The 19,003-nt window shown below is 55.0% G+C and carries 28 protein-coding genes and 1 pseudogene; 6 read left to right on the plus strand and 23 right to left on the minus strand.

The genetic code is table 11. From position 1 onward, the window contains the following. The first annotated feature begins 199 nt into the window (after nt 1–199). The 4 genes from IPH59_12155 to IPH59_12170 are packed head-to-tail and all read left to right on the plus strand — an operon-like array spanning nt 200 to nt 3,979. Entirely contained in the window at nt 200–2,278 is a 2,079-nt protein-coding gene (locus IPH59_12155) for a carboxypeptidase regulatory-like domain-containing protein (protein ID MBK7092452.1), read from the plus strand. Nucleotides 2,279–2,305: 27 nt separating this feature from the next. Then, a complete protein-coding gene (locus IPH59_12160) occupies nt 2,306–3,232 on the plus strand; it encodes a PorV/PorQ family protein (protein MBK7092453.1) in 927 nt (308 codons plus the stop codon). Between the two features lies 1 nt (nt 3,233). Beyond that, the gene (locus IPH59_12165) at nt 3,234–3,542 is read left to right on the plus strand and encodes a type I 3-dehydroquinate dehydratase (protein ID MBK7092454.1); all 309 of its coding nucleotides are present in this window, start codon (nt 3,234–3,236) and stop codon (nt 3,540–3,542) included. Further along, complete coding sequence (locus tag IPH59_12170; GenBank protein MBK7092455.1) at nt 3,518–3,979, plus strand: type I 3-dehydroquinate dehydratase; 462 nt, start codon at nt 3,518–3,520, stop codon at nt 3,977–3,979. Before IPH59_12165 ends, IPH59_12170 begins: the two co-directional genes overlap by 25 nt. 141 nt (nt 3,980–4,120) lie before the next feature. On the opposite strand, the gene IPH59_12175 is transcribed toward IPH59_12170, so the two are convergent. The 6 genes from IPH59_12175 to IPH59_12200 all read right to left on the minus strand — a co-directional run bounded on the left by IPH59_12175 (nt 4,121) and on the right by IPH59_12200 (nt 7,246). Then, the gene (locus IPH59_12175) at nt 4,121–4,471 is read right to left on the minus strand and encodes a cation transporter (protein ID MBK7092456.1); all 351 of its coding nucleotides are present in this window, start codon (nt 4,469–4,471) and stop codon (nt 4,121–4,123) included. Further along, nucleotides 4,417–4,875 (minus strand): cation transporter, encoded by a 459-nt coding sequence (locus IPH59_12180; GenBank protein MBK7092457.1) that lies wholly within the window; start codon nt 4,873–4,875, stop codon nt 4,417–4,419. The genes IPH59_12175 and IPH59_12180 overlap by 55 nt, the downstream gene beginning before the upstream one ends. Then, nucleotides 4,851–5,735: a M23 family metallopeptidase gene (locus IPH59_12185; protein MBK7092458.1), complete on the minus strand. Its 885-nt coding sequence runs from the start codon at nt 5,733–5,735 to the stop codon at nt 4,851–4,853. Before IPH59_12185 ends, IPH59_12180 begins: the two co-directional genes overlap by 25 nt. Beyond that, nucleotides 5,701–6,582: a GTP-binding protein gene (locus IPH59_12190; GenBank protein ID MBK7092459.1), complete on the minus strand. Its 882-nt coding sequence runs from the start codon at nt 6,580–6,582 to the stop codon at nt 5,701–5,703. Before IPH59_12190 ends, IPH59_12185 begins: the two co-directional genes overlap by 35 nt. Continuing rightward, the gene (locus IPH59_12195) at nt 6,501–7,034 is read right to left on the minus strand and encodes a hypothetical protein (GenBank protein MBK7092460.1); all 534 of its coding nucleotides are present in this window, start codon (nt 7,032–7,034) and stop codon (nt 6,501–6,503) included. Before IPH59_12195 ends, IPH59_12190 begins: the two co-directional genes overlap by 82 nt. Nucleotides 7,035–7,102: 68 nt before the next feature. Further along, the gene (locus IPH59_12200; protein ID MBK7092461.1) at nt 7,103–7,246 is read right to left on the minus strand and encodes a hypothetical protein; all 144 of its coding nucleotides are present in this window, start codon (nt 7,244–7,246) and stop codon (nt 7,103–7,105) included. Nucleotides 7,247–7,871: 625 nt separating this feature from the next. Between IPH59_12200 and IPH59_12205 the strand changes: the two genes are divergently transcribed. After that, nucleotides 7,872–8,060 (plus strand): hypothetical protein, encoded by a 189-nt coding sequence (locus tag IPH59_12205; protein ID MBK7092462.1) that lies wholly within the window; start codon nt 7,872–7,874, stop codon nt 8,058–8,060. Nucleotides 8,061–8,110: 50 nt separating this feature from the next. Here the strand turns inward: IPH59_12205 and IPH59_12210 are convergent, their stop codons facing one another. From IPH59_12210 to rpmH, 6 genes are all read right to left on the minus strand, one after another. After that, nucleotides 8,111–8,251, minus strand: coding sequence for a YidC/Oxa1 family membrane protein insertase (locus tag IPH59_12210; GenBank protein MBK7092463.1), 141 nt, complete (start codon nt 8,249–8,251; stop codon nt 8,111–8,113). Between the two features lie 39 nt (nt 8,252–8,290). After that, a complete protein-coding gene (gene yidC, locus IPH59_12215; GenBank protein ID MBK7092464.1) occupies nt 8,291–8,908 on the minus strand; it encodes a membrane protein insertase YidC in 618 nt (205 codons plus the stop codon). A 108-nt stretch (nt 8,909–9,016) separates the two neighbouring features. Continuing rightward, nucleotides 9,017–9,661, minus strand: coding sequence for a hypothetical protein (locus tag IPH59_12220; GenBank protein ID MBK7092465.1), 645 nt, complete (start codon nt 9,659–9,661; stop codon nt 9,017–9,019). Further along, a complete protein-coding gene (gene yidD, locus IPH59_12225) occupies nt 9,658–9,900 on the minus strand; it encodes a membrane protein insertion efficiency factor YidD (GenBank protein MBK7092466.1) in 243 nt (80 codons plus the stop codon). Before yidD ends, IPH59_12220 begins: the two co-directional genes overlap by 4 nt. Nucleotides 9,901–9,915: 15 nt before the next feature. Then, nucleotides 9,916–10,299, minus strand: a complete 384-nt coding sequence (gene rnpA, locus IPH59_12230) for a ribonuclease P protein component (protein ID MBK7092467.1) — start codon at nt 10,297–10,299, stop codon at nt 9,916–9,918. Nucleotides 10,300–10,395: 96 nt separating this feature from the next. After that, nucleotides 10,396–10,533: a 50S ribosomal protein L34 gene (gene rpmH / locus IPH59_12235; protein ID MBK7092468.1), complete on the minus strand. Its 138-nt coding sequence runs from the start codon at nt 10,531–10,533 to the stop codon at nt 10,396–10,398. A gap of 72 nt (nt 10,534–10,605) precedes the next feature. Here rpmH and IPH59_12240 point away from each other — a divergent pair, with 72 nt between their 5' ends. Beyond that, the gene (locus tag IPH59_12240) at nt 10,606–10,857 is read left to right on the plus strand and encodes a 4Fe-4S binding protein (GenBank protein ID MBK7092469.1); all 252 of its coding nucleotides are present in this window, start codon (nt 10,606–10,608) and stop codon (nt 10,855–10,857) included. On the opposite strand, the gene IPH59_12245 is transcribed toward IPH59_12240, so the two are convergent. The 11 genes and pseudogenes from IPH59_12245 to IPH59_12295 form a co-directional block, all read right to left on the minus strand. Next, nucleotides 10,854–11,324, minus strand: coding sequence for a DNA starvation/stationary phase protection protein (locus IPH59_12245; protein ID MBK7092470.1), 471 nt, complete (start codon nt 11,322–11,324; stop codon nt 10,854–10,856). The two genes, IPH59_12240 and IPH59_12245, sit on opposite strands and share 4 nt — an antisense overlap. A gap of 1,587 nt (nt 11,325–12,911) precedes the next feature. Further along, nucleotides 12,912–14,498 (minus strand): transposase, encoded by a 1,587-nt coding sequence (locus tag IPH59_12250; protein ID MBK7092471.1) that lies wholly within the window; start codon nt 14,496–14,498, stop codon nt 12,912–12,914. An 85-nt stretch (nt 14,499–14,583) separates the two neighbouring features. Next, on the minus strand, nt 14,584–14,928 hold the full coding sequence (locus tag IPH59_12255) for a DUF2442 domain-containing protein (GenBank protein ID MBK7092472.1): 345 nt from the start codon (nt 14,926–14,928) through the stop codon (nt 14,584–14,586). Between the two features lie 11 nt (nt 14,929–14,939). Continuing rightward, complete coding sequence (locus IPH59_12260; protein MBK7092473.1) at nt 14,940–15,200, minus strand: DUF4160 domain-containing protein; 261 nt, start codon at nt 15,198–15,200, stop codon at nt 14,940–14,942. A gap of 98 nt (nt 15,201–15,298) precedes the next feature. Then, nucleotides 15,299–15,542 (minus strand): annotated as a pseudogene (locus IPH59_12265) (BrnA antitoxin family protein). Then, on the minus strand, nt 15,532–15,804 hold the full coding sequence (locus IPH59_12270) for a BrnT family toxin (GenBank protein MBK7092474.1): 273 nt from the start codon (nt 15,802–15,804) through the stop codon (nt 15,532–15,534). Before IPH59_12270 ends, IPH59_12265 begins: the two are co-directional and overlap by 11 nt. A 123-nt stretch (nt 15,805–15,927) precedes the next feature. Continuing rightward, nucleotides 15,928–16,269 carry an endoribonuclease MazF gene (gene mazF / locus IPH59_12275; GenBank protein MBK7092475.1) on the minus strand — a complete coding sequence of 114 codons (342 nt, stop codon included), beginning with the start codon at nt 16,267–16,269 and terminating at the stop codon, nt 15,928–15,930. Next, nucleotides 16,270–16,512: an AbrB/MazE/SpoVT family DNA-binding domain-containing protein gene (locus IPH59_12280; GenBank protein ID MBK7092476.1), complete on the minus strand. Its 243-nt coding sequence runs from the start codon at nt 16,510–16,512 to the stop codon at nt 16,270–16,272. A gap of 958 nt (nt 16,513–17,470) precedes the next feature. After that, on the minus strand, nt 17,471–17,764 hold the full coding sequence (locus IPH59_12285) for a BrnT family toxin (GenBank protein MBK7092477.1): 294 nt from the start codon (nt 17,762–17,764) through the stop codon (nt 17,471–17,473). Between the two features lie 61 nt (nt 17,765–17,825). Further along, the gene (locus IPH59_12290; protein MBK7092478.1) at nt 17,826–18,080 is read right to left on the minus strand and encodes a hypothetical protein; all 255 of its coding nucleotides are present in this window, start codon (nt 18,078–18,080) and stop codon (nt 17,826–17,828) included. Beyond that, a complete protein-coding gene (locus tag IPH59_12295; GenBank protein MBK7092479.1) occupies nt 18,077–18,292 on the minus strand; it encodes a hypothetical protein in 216 nt (71 codons plus the stop codon). Before IPH59_12295 ends, IPH59_12290 begins: the two co-directional genes overlap by 4 nt. Nucleotides 18,293–19,003 lie beyond the last annotated feature (711 nt).

Consider the following 19,003-nt stretch of genomic DNA (forward strand, 5'->3'; position numbering starts at 1 on the left):
CGAGACCCAGTATGATCTCCGCCTCCGCGGGAACAGTGCTCTGGGTAACGACGCCCTAGCGTTAGGCGTTAAGACCTACGCTCCCATCCAAATATCAGGAATCAAAATCATCGCCGGCCAAACCGTGGACGTGGGGGTTATCGATTTACGGCAAGGCAGCGTCCTTTCGGGTACGGTCCGGAACGCGGGGGGGGCTCCCTTGCCCAACATTCGGGTGAAGGCGCAACCTTCCGCCAATAATGGCGGCGATCAATGGGCCTTCCAAGTGGAAGCCTTCACCCAGGAAAATGGTCGATATGAATTACAAGGGATCGACCGCGCCAAAGGATTTTATGACGTTATCGCGTCCCCCCGATTCCGCTCCGGGGAATCCTACGCACGACTTTCGGGACCCCGCTACGCGGAAGAACGACGACGGGCCATCAATGTGAATGAAACCACCAAGCTTTCTGGAAACGATTTTACGCTCAGCCTCGCCAACGGGGTGATCACCGGGAAAGTCGTTTCGGCAGACAGCGGAACGTTGACCCCCGCCCTATCCGACAAGAACAACCAGGGGGGAGAACGAGGCGCGGACATTGTGCTTCACAGGACCGGAGCGCCCTTTGACGACAGTCCCCTGGGCGAAATTGAAGAACGCACCAACGCGGACGGCACGTTTCGCGTGGAAGGACTTAAACCCGGGGCCTACACTCTACGGGCCATGGCCTTGGGCTACGCGAGTATCCAGAGACCCCTCGTTGTCCCTGAGGGGACCGCGTCCGCTGAAACGATCACGCTTGCACGGGGAGCCACCGTTTCCGGAACCATCACCAAACCAGACGGATCCGCCCCAACACTAGACGAAGTTCATCTGATCCTGGGTGTGGACAATAACTTCGACGAATTCATTTTTGGCCGTATCGAAAGCAACCAAGACACCAAGCAGGTCACCGGCTATTCCATTTCGGGATTCCAAACTGAAAAAATCTATTCCCTGGTGATTGTGACAGGAAACCAGCCCGGTGTGCTCTTTGCGAACGCGACGGAAGAGAGGGTCATCCCCCTCCTCTACTGGGCGGCCGCGCTTCGAGTCTTCGTCAATCAATCCCAAACCATCGTTGAGTCAAACCGCGTCACCGCTCTCCGCTTTTTTTCCAGTCAACCGCTTCGAAATCTGACCCTCGCGGATAACGACCTGCCTACTTTACTTACAATCGAGGAAGGGGTCGGAACATTGAGCAACGTGGAAATCAGTTCCGCCCGAGACAGCGTGACCGCTGTCTACACCGTTCCCAACAATGAAAACGAATCCTCGTTTAAAGTGCGGGCCTCCTTTTACACAACCGAAAAAGATTCGGATAGTTCCACGGGAGAAAACTATCGATTCAACCAACTCTTCACGTTCCATTCCGGTATTAAAAACCGCCGGTCCACATCCATTTCAAACGTCACGGGAGGGGAATGCACCTTGGAAGGCACCCCCGCCGGAGTGGTCTTCCGCGCGGGATCGTTTGCCGTGGCCACGTCTTCCTCGGTCGCCATTGGAATTCAAAGCGCGGACGCTTTTATCGTTCCTACGAACACGGCTCCCCGGTTGGCTCGAAACGCAACCATCGCCCATACCGTCCGGACACTCGGGGCCGCGGCCTATCCTTCCGCCGATCTGTTCCAGGCGCTTGCCACCGCCCCCGCCGTTGACCCCTTCAGCGCTTTTTACGATATCTTTCTCCCCGCCGGGTTAAGCCACTTACTGAAAAAAGACGCCCGCTTGACGTTGGAATACGACGAGGATGTCGCCGACCCCTCTCAACTGAACGTGTACTTCTATGATCCCATCCATAATGTGTACCTCTTAGAAAATGCCCAAAAAACAGTGGACGAAGTAAATCGCACCATCACGGTTTCCGTGGGGCATATGTCAACGTTTGTCGTCCTGCCGAGCCAAGCCAGTATTATCGGGTCCAACACCTACACCGGCCCAACGATTCGCGTACACAACGTGCCCAACCCTTTTAACCTCAAACCCAAAACCCTAACGTTGAACGCCGCGGAAGCCGCTGATCGCGTTCAGACGATTGAAGGGACAATGATCCGATACAGCTTGCCTGTCGGAAAAAGCGGCGACGTGAAGATCGAAATCTATGATGTGGCCGGGGCCCTTGTCCGCGTTCTCTCCCAGTCGGCGCCCATCGATGGGACCTATTACTACCTGGAATGGGACGGACGTAACGACCAAGGGCAAAATACAGCGTCGGGTGTCTATCTGGCTCCGGTTCACACTAAACAGCGGCGATGAAAAAATCTTCAAGATGGCGGTGATCAAGTGAAGGGGATGATTCGCACTCTTTCCCTTGGAGCGGTCCTCACATTTATTGCCGGGTCCCTCTGGGCCGGTGGAAAAGCGGGAACCACGGGGGCCGCTTTTCTGAAAATCGGCGCGGGGGCCCGGGCCGCGGCGATGGGCAACACGTTTACCGCTGTGGCCGATGACGCGGACGCGTCCATCTGGAACCCCGCCGGATTAACCCAATTGTCCCGACCCCAAATTACGGCCGCCCACACCCAATGGATCCAAGGGGGCCAACACGATTCCTGGGCCTACGCCCACCCGACCAAAGGGGGAACCTTTGCCGCCAGCGTGGTCACCCTCGCGTATGAAGGAATTGAAAGGCGGACCGAAGACACGGACGACGCGGAAGGGACTTTCGGTTCTCTCGACGGGGCCTACGGGCTTTCCTATGGGCGCACGGTCCTGGATCAGCTCTCCCTGGGTTTGGGAATGACGTTCGTGCGCCAATCGATAGACAGCGAATCCGCGGCCGTTCCGACGGGAACCGTGGGCGCTCTGTGGAAGACCCCAATTTCTTTCTTGACCCTGGGGACCGCGGTTCGTAACATAGGGGGGTCAATTGACTTCGTGGAGGAAGGAGACCCGTTACCCATGACTGTTGCGTTTGGAGTCGCTGGACGATTTTTGAAAGATCGTTTGTTGTGTACCACCGAGGTCCGTGCGGTCCGTCACGAGTCCCCGGCCTTGGGTGTGGGTGTGGAAGTCTCCCCACGCCTTTATAAAAACGCGGTGGGGCATCTGCGCGCGGGCTATCGTTCGGACGTGCAGGACGTTTCCGACGCCACCGGCGCTTCCCTAGGATTGGGGTTTTCTTTTCCGCGGTGGGGATTTGACGCCACCTGGGCGCCCTACGGCGTCCTGGGCGATACGTTTCGTTACGCCTTCCGCTTTTCGTTCTAGAATGCCACGCGTTAAACTCCCCGTAGGCCTGGGCCGCCGTGCCCTTCTTGTGGCGTCACTCTCCGACGCCGCTACGCTCCGGACGGACGCACATCGTGCCGAGAAAGACGGGGCCGACCTTTTGGAAGTCCGCGCGGACCTCTTCCCCAAAACTCTTCTGAAACCCGAACGGTTTCAACGAACACTCCGAGCCCTTCGACGTGAAACCCGTCAACCGATTTTGTTAACGCTGCGGATGGGCGAAGAAGGGGCGGGCTATCCGTTAAGTTTCGGGAAGTGGATCGCTTGGGACTTTTTCGCGCGGCCCTGACCGAAGTGGACGGTGTGGATGTTGAATTGGCCGCCGTGGAAATCAACCGCCATGTGGTGTTTGAAGCCCACAAACGGGGCCGCTTTGTGATTCTTTCGGCTCACGATTTTAAACGAACCCCCAGCAACGTGGCCCTGGCGGGGTTCGTGCGCAAAGCGAAGAAGCTTGGGGGGGATGTTTTGAAAGTGGCGGCAAAACCTCTCGGACGAAAAGATGTGGATCGGCTGATGGATTTTTGTTCCCGCTCGTCTTTTCGTCGCCGAGCCTTTATCGCCATGGGCCCCCTGGGCCTCGCCTCACGTCTGGAAGGGTTTCGCCAAGGCTCCCTGCTGACCTACGGCTATATCCGTCGCCCTCTCGCCCCAGGCCAATGGCCCATCAAACGCCTGGCCGCCACCTTAAAAAAACCCGCTACCTCAGGTTTGGTTCCGCTCTAACCTTTTGGAGTTCCGGTTCCAATTGGAGGGTGGTGTGGGTGATGCGAAATTTTTCCCGCAGGGGCGTGTTGATCGCTTCCAGGAGCGCCCCGGTGTTGGCCATCGTTTCAGGGAGAACCTTCAGGTGGGCGGACAAGGAGGTCAGGTGGGAACAGAGTCCCCACAGGTGAAGGTCCGCCACGCGCACCACACCGGAACACCCCGAATGGAGGCTTCCACCTCACTCAATCGAAGATGCCGCGGCACCCCTTCCAATAACAGATTAAACCCCTCCCGCAAAAGCCTTCCCGCGTTTAGCAAAATGATTCCCGCGATCCCCAGGCCCACGAGCGGGTCCACCCAAAACCATCCGGTCCCATAAATAACTAACGCGCCCAGCACCACACCCAAACTCGCCAATGCGTCCGACGTCACGTGGAGGAACGCCCCGCGAATGTTCATGTCTTGCCGGGAGAACCCATGGAGACGCCAGGCCACGAACAGGTTGGCCACCAACCCCAAACTTCCCACCACCGCCATGGGAACCAGTCGGGGATCGTGTGATTGGAAATTCGACCCAGGGATTCCCACACGAGCCAGAGGGCCAAACCCACCACCAACAAACCGTTGGTGAGCGCCGCCAACACTTCCATCCGATGGAGCCCAAAAGTGCGGCGATCCGACGTGGGCCGTGTGGACAGGGACAACGCCAGGAGGGCGAAGAGCAGTGCCGTCAGATCCATAAACACATGACCGGCATCGGAGAGTAGGGCCAAGGACCCACTGTAAATTCCCCCCATCAGTTCGGCCACGAAAGTCACGGCCGTCAGACCCGCCGCAAAGAGCAGCGGAGGTCGGGACCGTCCCGCCTCCGGATGGTGGTGCGGAGACGTCATGGGATGGCTCGCTTCACCCATTCCAGGGGGTCCACCCGCACACCCGCCACAGCCAGGGACCAATGGAGGTGCGGCCCCGTCGCGACGCCTTCCTGACCCATCAGACCCAGGAGATGCCCTTGTTTGACCCGCTGGCCCACATCCACTGCCCTGGATTTCATATGGAGATAATACGAGTAGATCCCCTGCCCGTGGTCCAACATCACCACGTGCCCAAAACTCTCCATCCACTCCGACAAAACCACCCGTCCGGAAGCCGGGGCTTGAATCACCGTGCCCTCAGCGTTAGCCAAATCGACCCCGGAATGGGCACTGGACGGGGGGCGCTCCCCATAACTCCGGCGCGCCCCGAACACGGAAGAAACCACCCCGGTGGAGGGTTGCACGAAAGCGCCGTCCCATTCTTTTTTCGACGAACCTATTTTCGTGTAAAAAGAGGCCAATCGTTTTCCATCCGCGGCCACGGCACCGGAGGTGTAAAGAGAGTCTTTTTCGGGTTTCAAATTAATTTTGCTCACCGGATAGGAACCCGCCCGAACGCGAAGAGGAACGTCAATCGTAAACCGCCGGCCTCCACTCGCGCCCGTCAATAAAAGGGTGTGGGAACCCGGTTTTTCCATGGCGTCAATCCCCAAACGTGCCCGCCATTGGGTGGGGGATTCTTTATAGAAACGGGTTTGGGTTTTGCCGAACTGGGCCCGGGCGTTGCGAAGGGACGTGGTGGTCTCACAAAGAACTGTCAGTGTTCGTCCCGCGGTGACCGTGGAGGGATCCAGCGTAAACGAGGGAGGTTCACCGCCGTAAACACCCCCAACAGCCAAAAACCAGACGAGAAGAGAAACCGACCTACTTGCCCACACAGAACCGCGAAAAAATCGCATCCAAGACCTCCTCAGGGGCACCCTGCCCCGTCACCGCGTTTAAAGCGGCCAACGCCTGCCTAAGTTCAATGGCCAGGGATTCTTCCGGGACACCCGCGTCCGCCGCGACCACCGCTCGATTTAGAGCGTCCAAAACGTCCCGCAACCGTTGTTCCTGCCGCGCGTTAAAAACAATTCCGGGCTCCCGCGGTTCTTCACCACCCCCCGCTAAACGAAGAGCGGCTTGACCCAGTTCCGCTAAGCCTTCACCTGTTTTGGCCGACACGCGCGAGACCGGAGCCGTCGCTAAAATTAATTCGTTTTTCCAATGAATTTCCAGGGAAACGGCTGGTGTTTCGGGAACCAAATCCATTTTGTTTAACACCAGAACCACCGGACGATCACGGACGGCCTGTGCCGCGGCACGATCTTCCGGACAAGGACCGTCCCCCGCTTCAACCACGAGAAAGATCACGTCGGCCCCCGCCAACGCCCGGCGGGCACGGTCAGCGCCCTCGCTTTCCACCCGGTCGTCAGTCTCTCGTAAACCCGCTGTGTCCACCAGGGTGAGCGGAACGCCCTCCCACACCACGGTTTCTTCCAACGTGTCCCGCGTGGTGCCCGGGAGATCCGCCACAATGGCGCGGTTCTCCAGTAAAAACCCATTGAACAGGGAAGATTTCCCGGCGTTGGGCCGGCCCACAATCGCCACCCGCACGCCTTCCCGCCACAACCGGTTTCGGCCCGGGGTGCCCACCAACAATTGGATATGGTCTGCCACTGATTTTATTCCGTTTCGCAGATCGGTCCGCGTGAGGTCTGGAATCTCGTCTTCCACGAAATCCAGGTGGGCTTCCAGGTGAGCCAAAAGGCCCAAAAGTTTTTCGCGAAGGGGGTGAAGGGGTTTGGCGATCTTTCCATTAAGGCCTCCAAAGCCAATCGCCGTTGGGCGTCGGACCGGGCGGCGATCAAATCGCCCACGGCTTCCGCTTGGGTCAAATCCAATTTTCCGTTGAGAAAGGCCCGGCGCGTAAATTCACCGGGGTCCGCCAATCGCGCCCCCCCGCGCAAACAACTGTCCAAAACCCGTCGGAGGATTTGGGCCCCCCCGTGACACGAAAACTCCACCACGTCTTCCCCCGTGTAGGAACGCGGGGACCGGAAAAGCCCGACCACCACCTCATCTAAAACGTCAGCCCCGTCTTTCAGAAAACCATGATGGAGCGTGTGGGAGGGACATTGGTCCCAGGGCCACCGTTCCTTGAAACAGACGGACCGCCAGCGAAAGGGCCTGGGTTCCTGACAACCGGACCACCCCAAACCGCCGGACCCCAAAGGGAGTCGCGACAGCCGCGATGGTATCGTCAAGGATCAACACAGGGTAGAAACTATTCTTTTTTTTCTTTCAGTTTAACCACCACGTGGCGTGTGGGGCCTTCTCCTTCGGAAAAGGTCGTCACGTCCGGATGGTTCACGAGAGTTTGATGGACCGCCCGCCGTTGCGCCGGCGACATGGGATCCAGATGGAACATCTTGGCGGTCCGGCGCACTTGAAACGCGGCGAAGAGCGCCTTGTCCACCACGCGAGACTCTTCCGCGGACGGAAACCCGGCCACGCGAAACGCCACCCACGGTTTCTCCCGGTCGCCCCAGAGGAGACGAGGTTAAACAAATATTCAAAGCTTCCAAGGCCCGCCCGCTATTGCCCGCCAAGCGTTCGCCCCGCGTGGTCTTGAGGTTCACCAGCAACCGATGATTGTCCACCGGTTTAAAATCCCAAACCAAATCGTCCCATCCCAACAAGTCCCGCCATTGGGCCAACAGGGATTCCGGAGGAACCTCCGGCCGGAACGAACCACTCTCGGGAGGAGGGCCTTTGACCGGCTTGCGTTCACTCGGAGAAGGAGGTGATTTCGGAGGTGAATTTTTTTTAGGAAGAGGGGGGCGCCCGCCGGGGCCCGGCTTCTGGAACCGACGGTCTCGGTCGTTGTGGGGTTTGTCTTCTTTCCGCGTGAGCCGAGCCGATTCTTTCACTTCACGGCGCCGATCGTCAGTCCGTTCCGGGGGACGGTTTTCCGGCCGCCCCGTCGGTCCCGCTCTTTGGGCCGATCGGATTTTTTCGTCCCGACGTCCCTTCGGCCCAAACCGGCGGCGATCGTGATCCGATCGATCGGATCGTTCGTATTCGTTTCGGCTGTCGGAACGATCGTCACGATCAAAACGTCGAACCTTTTCAGCCAGACGGATCTTCACCTGACGGTAGCCGAACATGCTAAAAAGGCCGCTGGTCCGATCGGCCAACACTTTCACCTCGACTTGGGATTCCAAAAGGCCCAGTTTTTTTAAACCGAGGGCCAACGCCGCGTCCGCAGACTTGGCTTCCCCCACCCACTCTTTCATTTCACAACCTCAACGGAAGATTCTCTCCGCAGCAGATAGTATTGAATACCGATGGTCAACAAACTGTTGGTGAGCCAGTAGATCACCAAACCCGACGGCATTTTGAGAAACACGAACGTGAAAATAATGGGCATCATGTATGATTTGTTTTTGAGTCGGATCCATGGAGGTCATGGTCATTTTTGCTGGACGAACATCCCCGCCCCCATAAGAACTGGCAACACGTAAAACGGATCGTGGGCCGAAAGATCCTGAACCCAGCCCAACCAAGGGGCGTGGCGCAATTCAAAGGTGTTCCTCAACGTGGAAAACAACGCCCAGAAAACGGGCAACTGGATCAGCATGGGCACACAGCCTTCCATCCCCATAAACTTCATTCCGTGCCGCTGATAGAGGGCCAGCATCTCGCTGTTCAGTCGTCGCGCGTCGCCCTTATGCAGTTCTTGAAGCCGCTTCATTTGAGGTTGAATGGCTTTCATTTTTTGGCCGTGTTTAAAACTTTTCACCGTGAGCGGAATCACCAAAATTTGAATGATGAACGTGAGGAGAATGATGGCCCATCCGTAGTTGCCTGTGACTTTATGGATCGTGAAGAGGGCGCGGTGAATTAACCGCCCAAACGGGGCAAAATAGCCAAAGTCCACGGCACGTTCCAATCCGATCCCCATCTCTTTGAGGTCCAGATAAACCTTCGGCCCGACAAAAAAGGATGCCGTGTCCAAACGGGATTCGCTCGGGTGCAACGGCACAGGCACAACCCGCCGGATGGAATAATAATGTTCTTCCTGCGCCACATGGACGGTAATTTCGGATGTGGGCTCCGCCGGGTTGCGAATGAGGGCCCCTAAGAAATAGTGCCCATCCGCGCCCCACCAGTGTACGTCCCGGAATGGGTGCCGGGTTTAAGTTTGGTGAATTTGGTCCCATCGAAAACGATAGCCCGCTGAAAACCCTTTGGCTTCCCGTCCGTCCTTGCCGCCTTCATCCCCACCTTCCATGCCCGGGCCCCACCCCAATTCGTAGGACGTGGACAGGGGCACCGTGCCGGTGTTTGCTAAGCGGTGAGACACTTCGTGCAAATACCCTTTGGGAGCGATCCGAAGGGTTTTTTCTATGGTGAGTCCATCGGGTCGCTGGCCGGTCATGACCAACCGATTGCCTTCGGCCCGAACTTCATAGGCCACGTCCGGGAACGTGGATAAGGCTTGAATCGGGAACGGTTGAACAGGGACAAGGGTCAACCAATGATCGTCTTCACGGATTTCCCATTGGGCCACGGCTCCACCGTAACGGTTAATGGAAATTCGATTGAGCCCCATCTCAAAGACCACCACGCTCTCGCGCTGAACCGCGGGGGGGGGGAAGGGCGCCGGCACCGGAAGCGCCCCCGTGGGCGTGACTGCGGGGGCAGTTCTCTCGGGAGACGAGCTGAGCGAGGAGGGAGTCGTTGCCCCAGGGACGGGTTTGTTTGCTTGTCCCACAAAATACTGCCACGACATCAAGACCGCAAAAGAAAGAACAAACGCAAGAATGTAATTTTTTTTCATGGGGAGACCTTTGTCATTTGAGGTACCGGGTCGTAGCCGTGACCGCCCCAGGGGCGACAACGGGCAAGCCGACGAACGGTGAGGAGAAGACCACACCAGGCGCCGTGGCGCTCAAGCGCTTCCCGGGAATATTCCGAGCAGGTGGGCCAGTACCGACACCGGGGTTTCCAAAAGAAACCCGCGGATTGGTACAGTCGAACAAAAAAAATTAAAGCGTTACGCACAGAGGGAGTGGCCATTGTTTTCAAACCAGTTTACGGATTGTGTTCAGCACATCCTCCGCAACGCGGTGTAGGCGGGGGAAACGGGCCGGGTGTTTTTGGCGCCACCACAAAATCCCACCCCCGTGGCCAGGGCTTATGCGTCCGGAAGACTTCCCGCGTTCGGCGTTTAAAGAGATTCCGCTGGACCGCGCCCCCGTGCCGACGAGCAACCACCACGCCCAGTCGGGCGGGTGGCGGCGGCGTGTCGGGCCGGTGATAGGCCCACAACGTCACGCATTGCCCCACCCGACGTCGTCCGGTTCGCATGGCCCGTTTAAAATCGGGCCCGGAGAGACGTTCGTGCCGCTGAAATGTGAAATCCCCCACGGACCGATCGAAAAAAACCGTCCCGTCCTCCGCCCCATTCCCTTCCATCCGCGCCGAAGGCGAAACCTTTATTTCCCGCCAGCGAAAAGAAAAAAATCGCTTGCTTGGATCAGATGGACAAACAGGGAACGGGTCGGAAAACGTTTACGGGTTTAGTTTCCAACGGCCTTTTTGGCGGCGCCGTTTAATGACACGCCGCCCGCCGACCGTGGCCATCCGCGCGCGAAAACCGATGGTTTTCTTGCGCCGACGTTTATGAGGTTGAAAGGTTCGTTTGGTCATGATGAGGCATTCTACTTCGAGGGAGGGATGTCTGTCAATTGACAAAGAGACGGGGAACAGTAAACTGTCCCCATGACAACGCCCACCCCCACCCGAAAGTCCCGCACCATCGCCAAAATTTCGGCGGATCTCTGCACGGGGTGCGAGGCGTGCATCGCCGTGGCGCCCCACGACACCTGCATCGTGAAAGCGTCCACCGACGTCACCCAACCGACGGGGCTAATTGTGTGTGACGTTCAGCCCGATGTCTGTACCGGGTGCACCCTCTGCATGCGTATTTGCCCCTGGGACGCCATCACCATGGTCCCCCGCCCCAACGCCTAGCCTTCTAAAAGACTCCCCAACATCCACGCTGTTTTTTCATGCAATTGCAGGCGCTGTGTAAGAAGGTCCATTGTGGCCTGGTCCGCCGCTTTTTCCGCGGCCGGGAACGTTTGGCGTGCGGTTTGGATCACGGTTTCATGCGCCACCAAGAGTTCGCGGATCATCTCCTGAGCTTTGGGAACACCGACCGCTTCTTTGACCGACGTGAGCTTACTGAATTGAGCGTAGGAGCCGGGAGCCGGTTGACCCAATGCGCGAATCCGTTCGGCGATTAAATCCACGGCCAAAGCCAATTCGGTGTAATGTTGTTCGAACATGAGATGCAACGTCTGAAACATGGGACCGGTCACGTTCCAATGGTAATTGTGGGTTTTCAAATACAGGGTGTAGCTGTCCGCTAACAGGACCGATAACCCCTGGGCAATTTCTTTCCGCTGTTCTTCGGTGATCGTTTTCAATGGCGACATAGAAGCCTCCTGGATAGAGTCAGCGGATATTGTACTCCCCCGGAAGCTCCACCGCCAGCGGATTGGTCATTCCCCAAAAGCTCCCGTAACTTTCAGTTGACTGATCTGGGAGGATCGTGTGGTCGTTGTCGCCTTTTAAACTACCCGTAGGATAGTGTCCCACATAACCCCAAAATTCGCTCTCGCGCATCCTCAAACTCCTTGCGATAGAGATACCCCCGACAACTTCAACCCACAGACCTCGACCGCCGCACCACCACCCCGGCCAGTCGGATCAGGCGGAACCGCACCGTCTTGATTGTCAGCCTGCCAGCTCCGTTTCCCGATCCTTCCACGCCCCACCTCATACCGTTTCCAGTTTCCCGCAGGAATCGATCGAATGGCCTCCATCACCGCCGCGTCCTTGCGCGCCGTGATCGTGTAGTCCACCCCAGCCGCCCTCAACACCCGCACGACCTTGCCTGAAAACCCGCACTGTCCGATCGAAATCGAATCTTCATCCCTTCCATCGCCGACAGAACCCGCTTCATCAACCCCGCCAAGTTTCCCATCGGTGACGGGCGCAAGGCGCCCCGGGGGAATGAGAACGTCGCGTGGGAGGTCACCCGACCGGCCACAAGACAGGATTACCGGATGATTTTGAATTTCAGGGGTCTCCACCTCCCAGGTCAGTCACCTAAAAGTTACGGGAGCTTTTGGGAGGGCTCCGGCCACAATCAGAGTTCTCGCTAAGTACTACAATTGAGAATTTTCATATAGGTTCCCAAAGCTCAAGCTCACCGGCGCGGGCCGATGGTGCCCGCGTCCGCTGGACCGCATTGTTGGGCCATTCACCTGGGAGGAGTATCTTTTCCTGACGTAGCATTAATAAGAACAGCCCGAAACGTTTTAGAAAGTTTTGCAGGATAGACATCTTTGGAAATGAAATATTCGCCATCAAATGAGGCGGACCCACAGAATCATAATAGGACGGTCCGCCTCATCGAGCATCCCTGCTCTTCGTAAAGTTGATCTCTCCAAATGTGGCTTCGCGCGCTCAATAGCATCAACAGAAACCCTTGCTTCGGAAATCATCAAATCCGTCTTCTTTCCCTTAAAAATCACAGAAGATCTCCTTGGTAGGAGACGAAGCGGGATCGTCATGGAGGTCTAAAAAATATTTTGTCTGTCTGAAGCAGAGGCTGCTTCTTTACGAAGATCAGCAGCCGTCATTGAAAATCCCCGTTGTTCATAAGAGTCTGCTCGTCGAAGTATTACATCCCGGTCTGATTCAGATTCCACGCACCCCGGCAGAATAGGAGTAAGCAAAAACAAAATTGGTGTGATGGCGGTTGTTTTTATTTGCCGGCCCAACGAGTCTGTAGAAAAACCCCATTTATCGACGTCCCACCCGGGTTGTGGGCTTCATTTTTTGATGGGAGCTGACACTGCTCCCTGGTCGGTCGGGGCGAATCCGTCGGAACTTCGGCGGTCTCGCACCCCGCGCGGCCTTACAGAGACTAGTCTAACTCCCGTTCAGCATAATTTCCAGTGCCTCCTTCCATTCTTTATCATCTTTTCTTGTGGATAGCGGGGATAAAGTTTTCTCTACCCCGCCATCGCCCTCAGTCCGCTGGGCACCATCGCCGTTGTCCACCCGTAGCGGAAGATCTTCAACAGATTGTGCACCGTCGTGTAAAGCTTCCACTGGATGTTGACCTTCTCCTTTCCCCTCAGCGTGAACCGGTCTAACCCCAGCGCGTGCCGGATGTTGCCGAACACCGGCTCGATCATTCCCATCCGGCGACTGTAAATAAAGCGCCCCAGCGCACTGTCGATCTTTTGGATCATCCCCGTTGTTGCGTTCTCTACCGCCGGGGGGCGGTGACGACCCTCAAATTTATACACCTGCCGGTATTTCGTGTTGGGGTTTTGAAGGCATTTTGCTCGGAGCGTGCAGCCTCGGCACGCCGTGATCTTCGCCTTATACGCCACTCCGTAGAACCCGTTGGGGGTGACGTGGTGGCGGTATCCTATATACAGTTCACTGCCCGCAGGGCACACCAGCTTTCCGCGTTCATTGAATTTGAAATCTTCGGGCCCAAAGAACCGGCGTTCCGGGGTCTTCCCTTGGATCCCCTCAATCTTACCTCCGTGTTTCTTCGCCGTCACATACGCAGGGTCCCGTTTTCGCATGTTCCGGTCAGCCACGTAGGCGTTGATCTCTTTGCCCTGCAACATCTTCATGTTCGCTTCGCTGTGGAACCCGCTGTCCGCCAACAACGGCGCCGCGTTTAACGGCGATCGCGTGTCCCCCAAACCCTGGAACGTCTTTTCCACCGTTTCCACCATCGGCTCCAACAGTTTTGTTTCGCTCCCCTCGCCAAAGGCCTCCGCGGCCACCACCACCTGGTGTTTGGCATCGCTTGCGGCCACCCCGTTGTATCCCTGGATGACCCCGTGGGAGCTCACCATCTTGGCACTCTCATTATCGTAGAGGTGGCTTTTTGTCGGTTGACCGGTGTGCCCGATCTTGTCCTTCTCCGTGTTCAGCCATTTGTCCAGCGTCGCGATCTTTTCTTCTAGGGCCTTGATCGCGTTCTCTTCCTTGGCACGCACCTCAGCGGGAAGGGTCTCTTTGCCTTCGTCGACCTCCTTGTGCTTGGCCACCAAGGTGTCTACCAGTTTTGTGAATTTGGTCTTCTTCTTTTCGAAGTCTTCACGTGTTCCGGACCACTCCTTCGACGCGTTAGACGATATTTTGCACCCATCGATGGCGAACATCTCCCGGCCGATCAGGCCCAGTTCGTCGCAATAAAGCAGGACGTCGACAAACAGGCCTTTGATCACGGGGCCCATGGACCGCACGAACTGGGCGATCGTGGTGAAGTGTGGCTCGCTTCGAGCGGACAAGGCCATGAAGACCACGTTTTGTTGGCAAGCATACGCCATATCCCGGCTCGAAATCATCCCGCGGGCGTAGGCCGCCAGCACGATCTTCAGCATCACACGGGGATCATACGCCGGAGCGCCTCCGTTATCGTTGTTGCGTAATCCATGAAACGCCGTCATGTCGATTTTGTGGTCTACAACATAAGAGAGGGCATGCTCGAAACTGCCAGGTAGGATTTGGTGTTCAAACTGAATGGAAACAAACTGCCCTTGCGCGTAATTCGCTTCTTTATACCGCGGCATTCGGGCCTCCGGTAAATGAATTGTCGTCAGCGTCGACGGTAATCCGAGTTTATATCTTTTTACAGGCAGGACCAGCGGTCGGGAATTAGGGAGTGAAATGGTCGCTCGGGGGTTTTTCTACAAACTGAACGTTAAAATTAAGCCGCGCGGTCGGTGCGCCCGCGTCGGCTTCGAATGACTTGTTGGGCGGTTTTTGAATAGCCTCATATATCGTTTCGGGGGCCAAGTCCGCGCCATTGGGCCAGGCAATCGTTCCCCCTTGAATTTTAGCCGAGCGGAATAGTTTGATGTTATGAAGAGGCTTAAAAACTGGCCCCTTATCTAAAATATATCGCAAATCGACTTCACCCTTAGCCCGATCGTCAAATTCAACGAAATAAATATACGGCCTTAGGTATTTAATTTTAATGAGGTCATTTAGGTTCCACATAATGTTCTCCTCTATTGTAACGGATCAATTTTCTTAAGGGGTTTGCCCTGCTTTGCTAACTTCCAATCGGCCTTCAATTCCTCGGAGTGTAAGTCAATCCAGTCCCTGACTAGTCTCACGGCAACCTTTGACCTCAAATCTCCTTGGAGGATATTCCCGCGCAAATCAAAAACGGCTTTTCTCCCGCCATATTCCGTATGGAAATGAGGTGGATTGTGATCGTCAAAGAACATCCGAATGATGATACCAAAGAAACGGCAAATTTCAGGCATAGACTAGGACTCCAGATTATTTTTCCGCCCAACGCTCAAGCTCACCGGCGCGGGCGGGTTGTGCCCGCGTCCGGTGGAGCGAATTGTTGGGCGCTTTTTCAGTGGGAATGCACATCGACGTACGCCCGGAGTACGGCATTAATCCGAGTTTGGTATTTTCTCCCTTGGTGCCTAAACCATTCCAAAACATCATTGTCGATCCTGATCGAAACCAGTTCCTTGGGTTTCGGCATCCGAACAACCATTTTTGAATAGGGCGGCATCGGTGACGGGGATATCCGAAAAGTTGATCTCGGAATCCTTCATGGCATTCAATTTTTTCCAATTGGTTTTAGATTTCATCTCTGTAGATTTTGTTTTCATAGTTGGTGGCCTTTCTGGCGGAGATAATTCGAACCGTGTTTTCCACTGGTTCGGAAAAAACAACAACCGCCAAGATGGTTTTAAGAATCCCGATTCCAATCCAACGCTCCTCCCCATAATCCTTTCTTTGATCAAGAAAAGTGACCATGGGGTGCTGAAACATCGAAGGAACATCCACAAAATCGATCCCATGTTTCCGGATGTTTAAACGGCTTTTAGCGTCATTCCACGTATATTTCATGCTGGTCTATTGTATATACAAAACGTAATGATGTCAATGGGTCGTTTGATGCCCATGCCCAACGTTAGAATTCAGCGGCGGGCCACCGTGTGGCCCGTCCGCTGGAATGAATTGTTGGGCATTCTATAATCCCAGTAAAACTGCGAGTTTGTTTGAGACTTCAGATAAAATACTTTCGGAAGCCTTGAAATAAAAGCGGGCTCCACGGGTATGCCAATCCAGGCTTTTCACTTGATCGGCAAGAACAACACCGGAGATTCTATCTCCAGAAACAATTGGAACTTCAAATGGGTAGTTTTTGATTTGGGTCGTCATGGGACAAAAAATGGCAAGACCTGTTTTTTTGTTATAGGTTTCTGGAGACAGGGTTAACGCAGGCCTATGGCCCATCTGCTCGTGCCCAGCCTGCGGAGTGAAAGATAGCCAAACGACATCTCCCCGTTTGGGACAATACGAATGAGACATTTACCATGCTTCCTTGCCCAGGGGGGTGCCCCAGTCTTGTTCGGAATGAAGGTTGGATTTAGAAATACTCTTCAGTAGATGGGAAAGAGAATATTTTTTTTGCCTTGTTGGTTTCAACATCATATTTCCGTTCACGATATCAATTTCCACTTCAGACCCACGATGCAAGTGGATGTCTTTGGCAATGGCGCTTGGAATGCGAAAAGCCAGACTATTGCCCCATTTTTGAATAGAGAGATTCATTGTGGTCCTCCATACTGTATCTACTATGAGTATACAATATTATTCCTAATTGTCAATGGATTTATTGGATCCCAACGCTCAAGCTCACCGGCGCGGGCGGGCTGTGCCCGCGTCCGGTGGAGCGAATTGTTGGGCAGGGAAGGAAACAATAACACACCCACCCAACATTACTTTGCGGCTGAAATGAACGAGCCGCGCCCTTAAACCAGTGTTGCCTTTGCCATTGCAATTAAAACGAAGCGTTTGCTGTAACCTTGTGCACAAAACTATGAAAGCCTGATCCCATTTAAACGGCCCAACGAATTAGGATTCTTTGCAAAGTCCCGCAACGAGCAGAGATGAAAGAGCGGGCAAAACGCCGGGCGGGGCTTTGCAAAGAATCTGTTGAACTATTGATGCCTGTAAATAACACCCTATTTGGCCGGGGCGATTTTGGGGGCGCCGACAAGGCGTGAGGAGGGAGCATAGCGGGGACTATGTGACCGACGAACAACGCAGTCGCCGCCCGAAAGCGCCCCGGCCTCCTGGGGAGGCCCACCTTTGGGCGATTTCGTCGTTGTTCGTCGGTTACGATGGCCCGCATCGCGCCCTCCTCACGCCTAGAAATCAACGCAAATCTGGGCCTCCCAAATAGGGCGTTATTTACACAGGCATCAATAGCCGATTCATTCGCATTGGTATCGATGTTCAACGCGGCTAATCTTACCGGCGGCCGCGGTGTGACCGCCCGCTGGAGCGCCTTGGTGGGCGATGGAACTGATAAAGATGAGAATATTCACGTAGGACGTCCCGCATCATCCTTTGGTATTTCTGTCCCACTTCGTGGGCTTTGCTTCGGAAGAAATCAACGCTTTCTCTATCAACCACCAAAGTAACTTTAACGGGGTCTCTTTTTGGAAAAAGATCTTCAGGGGGGGGGAGGAAATCAGAAACGACATGTAAGTTTCCGATAGGCTGACTAAGATCGTGTTTTTTCATAGAGGACCTTTCCTTTTCGCCAAAAACCGGCGCCAATAATACGAACTTTCTTGTCACGATAAGTGAAACGAACAGTGGCTACACGATTGTTCACCCGCCCCACACAAAATAAACGTTCTTCTTGGCTGGAATGTTTGTCATCGTGTGTGATGAGGCGATGGGGATCCGCAAAAGCGGCCGTTGCCTCTCGGAAACTCAGACCGTGGCGGTGGATATTCTCACGTTCTTTCGCGGCATTCCAGGTAAATGAACCGAAATGGACGTCGTCGTTCATTGATCGCATTATACCATGGATATGGTTAATTCACCATATCGTTAATGCCCAACGTAAGAATTCAGCGGCGGGCCGCCGTTTGGCCCGTCCGCTGGAATGAATTGTTGGGCAATTTGATTATTTCGAAGGCGATATTCATTGCTTCAAAACGATCAGCGAAATCAATCCCCTCTTCACGAAGTTTATCCATAAGAATCTGATGATACTTGGACCGAAGTTCATTGATCTCTTGTTTTGTGACGTGCTCCTCTTCAGGGATCTGCTCTTCTGAAAGGACAAGGTTGGTATAAATTTGTGCGATTTCTTGTAAGGTCATAATTCCTCGTTAGCGATCCGATAAGCGATCCGCGTGGCGTGCTCCCTGTCTTTGTACTTAATCCCTTGAGCCTTGAGCAACTCAATGAATTTCCAATGGGCTTCAGCCCTTTTCTCGTCCAGGGTTTGAAGCTTGAGTGGGTCGCTGGTTTTCTCGATCTTATCGATTAGATCGATGTATTCTCTCGCTGCCTGAAATAGATTTTCTTTCATAGATCAGAGGTCTCCAGTCAAATTCGATACCAGGATTTTATCATTACTTGAGTAACCCCAACGAATTAGGATTCTTTGCAAAGTCCCGCAACGAGCAGAGATGAAAGAGCGGGCAAAACGCCGGGCGGGGCTTTGCAAAGAATCTGTTGAACTATTGATGCCTGTGTAAATAACACCCTATTTGGCCGGGGCGATTTTGGGGCGCCGACAAGGCGTGAGGAGGGAGCATAGCGGGGACTATGTGACCGACGAACAACGCAGTCGCCGCTCCGAAAGCGCCCGGCCTTGGGAGGCCCACCTTTGGGCGATTTCGTCGTTGTTCGTCGGTTACGATGGCCCGCATCGCGCCCTCCTCACGCCTAGAAATCACCGCAAATCTGGGCCTCCCAAATAGGGCGTTATTTACACAGGCATCAATAAACCGCGCCCAGCTATGGGAAAAGTAAAACTCGGGTCTGCATAACGGAAGGATAATACGAAAAGCTGTAAAAGTCCAGGGGATGATGGGTCTGCGAGCGGACACGACGAAGGGTGCGTTATCAAAAACAGGGAAACCGAAGAGGTCCGCAAGACAAATAATGAAGGCTCGGGTGCCATTGGACAAAAAGGGACATCCCCCCTGGGCGGAGCTATGAAAAATAATCCGATGGAGCGGCGAACGAAGGGTCATGAGGAATTGAACAGGGGCGATCGCATGGGATTGATGAGTCG

The organism is bacterium (genome assembly GCA_016708315.1).
Taxonomy (GTDB): domain Bacteria; phylum Zixibacteria; class MSB-5A5; order CAIYYT01; family CAIYYT01; genus JADJGC01.

Coding starts and splice junctions, on each gene's coding strand:
- IPH59_12255 (MBK7092472.1), bottom strand. CDS start 14,928: ATGTGGAACCTAAATGACCTCATTAAAATTAAATACCTAAGGCCGTAT.
- IPH59_12240 (MBK7092469.1), top strand. CDS start 10,606: ATGACAACGCCCACCCCCACCCGAAAGTCCCGCACCATCGCCAAAATT.
- rnpA (MBK7092467.1), bottom strand. CDS start 10,299: ATGGAAGGGAATGGGGCGGAGGACGGGACGGTTTTTTTCGATCGGTCC.
- mazF (MBK7092475.1), bottom strand. CDS start 16,269: ATGTCTCATTCGTATTGTCCCAAACGGGGAGATGTCGTTTGGCTATCT.
- IPH59_12185 (MBK7092458.1), bottom strand. CDS start 5,735: ATGCGATTTTTTCGCGGTTCTGTGTGGGCAAGTAGGTCGGTTTCTCTT.
- IPH59_12245 (MBK7092470.1), bottom strand. CDS start 11,324: ATGTCGCCATTGAAAACGATCACCGAAGAACAGCGGAAAGAAATTGCC.
- rpmH (MBK7092468.1), bottom strand. CDS start 10,533: ATGACCAAACGAACCTTTCAACCTCATAAACGTCGGCGCAAGAAAACC.
- IPH59_12290 (MBK7092478.1), bottom strand. CDS start 18,080: ATGACCTTACAAGAAATCGCACAAATTTATACCAACCTTGTCCTTTCA.
- IPH59_12220 (MBK7092465.1), bottom strand. CDS start 9,661: ATGAAAAAAAATTACATTCTTGCGTTTGTTCTTTCTTTTGCGGTCTTG.
- IPH59_12295 (MBK7092479.1), bottom strand. CDS start 18,292: ATGAAAGAAAATCTATTTCAGGCAGCGAGAGAATACATCGATCTAATC.
- IPH59_12200 (MBK7092461.1), bottom strand. CDS start 7,246: ATGTTCCATCTGGATCCCATGTCGCCGGCGCAACGGCGGGCGGTCCAT.
- IPH59_12270 (MBK7092474.1), bottom strand. CDS start 15,804: ATGAAATATACGTGGAATGACGCTAAAAGCCGTTTAAACATCCGGAAA.
- IPH59_12260 (MBK7092473.1), bottom strand. CDS start 15,200: ATGCCTGAAATTTGCCGTTTCTTTGGTATCATCATTCGGATGTTCTTT.
- IPH59_12280 (MBK7092476.1), bottom strand. CDS start 16,512: ATGAATCTCTCTATTCAAAAATGGGGCAATAGTCTGGCTTTTCGCATT.
- IPH59_12285 (MBK7092477.1), bottom strand. CDS start 17,764: ATGAACGACGACGTCCATTTCGGTTCATTTACCTGGAATGCCGCGAAA.
- IPH59_12165 (MBK7092454.1), top strand. CDS start 3,234: ATGCCACGCGTTAAACTCCCCGTAGGCCTGGGCCGCCGTGCCCTTCTT.
- IPH59_12180 (MBK7092457.1), bottom strand. CDS start 4,875: ATGGGTGAAGCGAGCCATCCCATGACGTCTCCGCACCACCATCCGGAG.
- IPH59_12210 (MBK7092463.1), bottom strand. CDS start 8,251: ATGATGCCCATTATTTTCACGTTCGTGTTTCTCAAAATGCCGTCGGGT.
- IPH59_12250 (MBK7092471.1), bottom strand. CDS start 14,498: ATGCCGCGGTATAAAGAAGCGAATTACGCGCAAGGGCAGTTTGTTTCC.
- yidD (MBK7092466.1), bottom strand. CDS start 9,900: ATGGCCACTCCCTCTGTGCGTAACGCTTTAATTTTTTTTGTTCGACTG.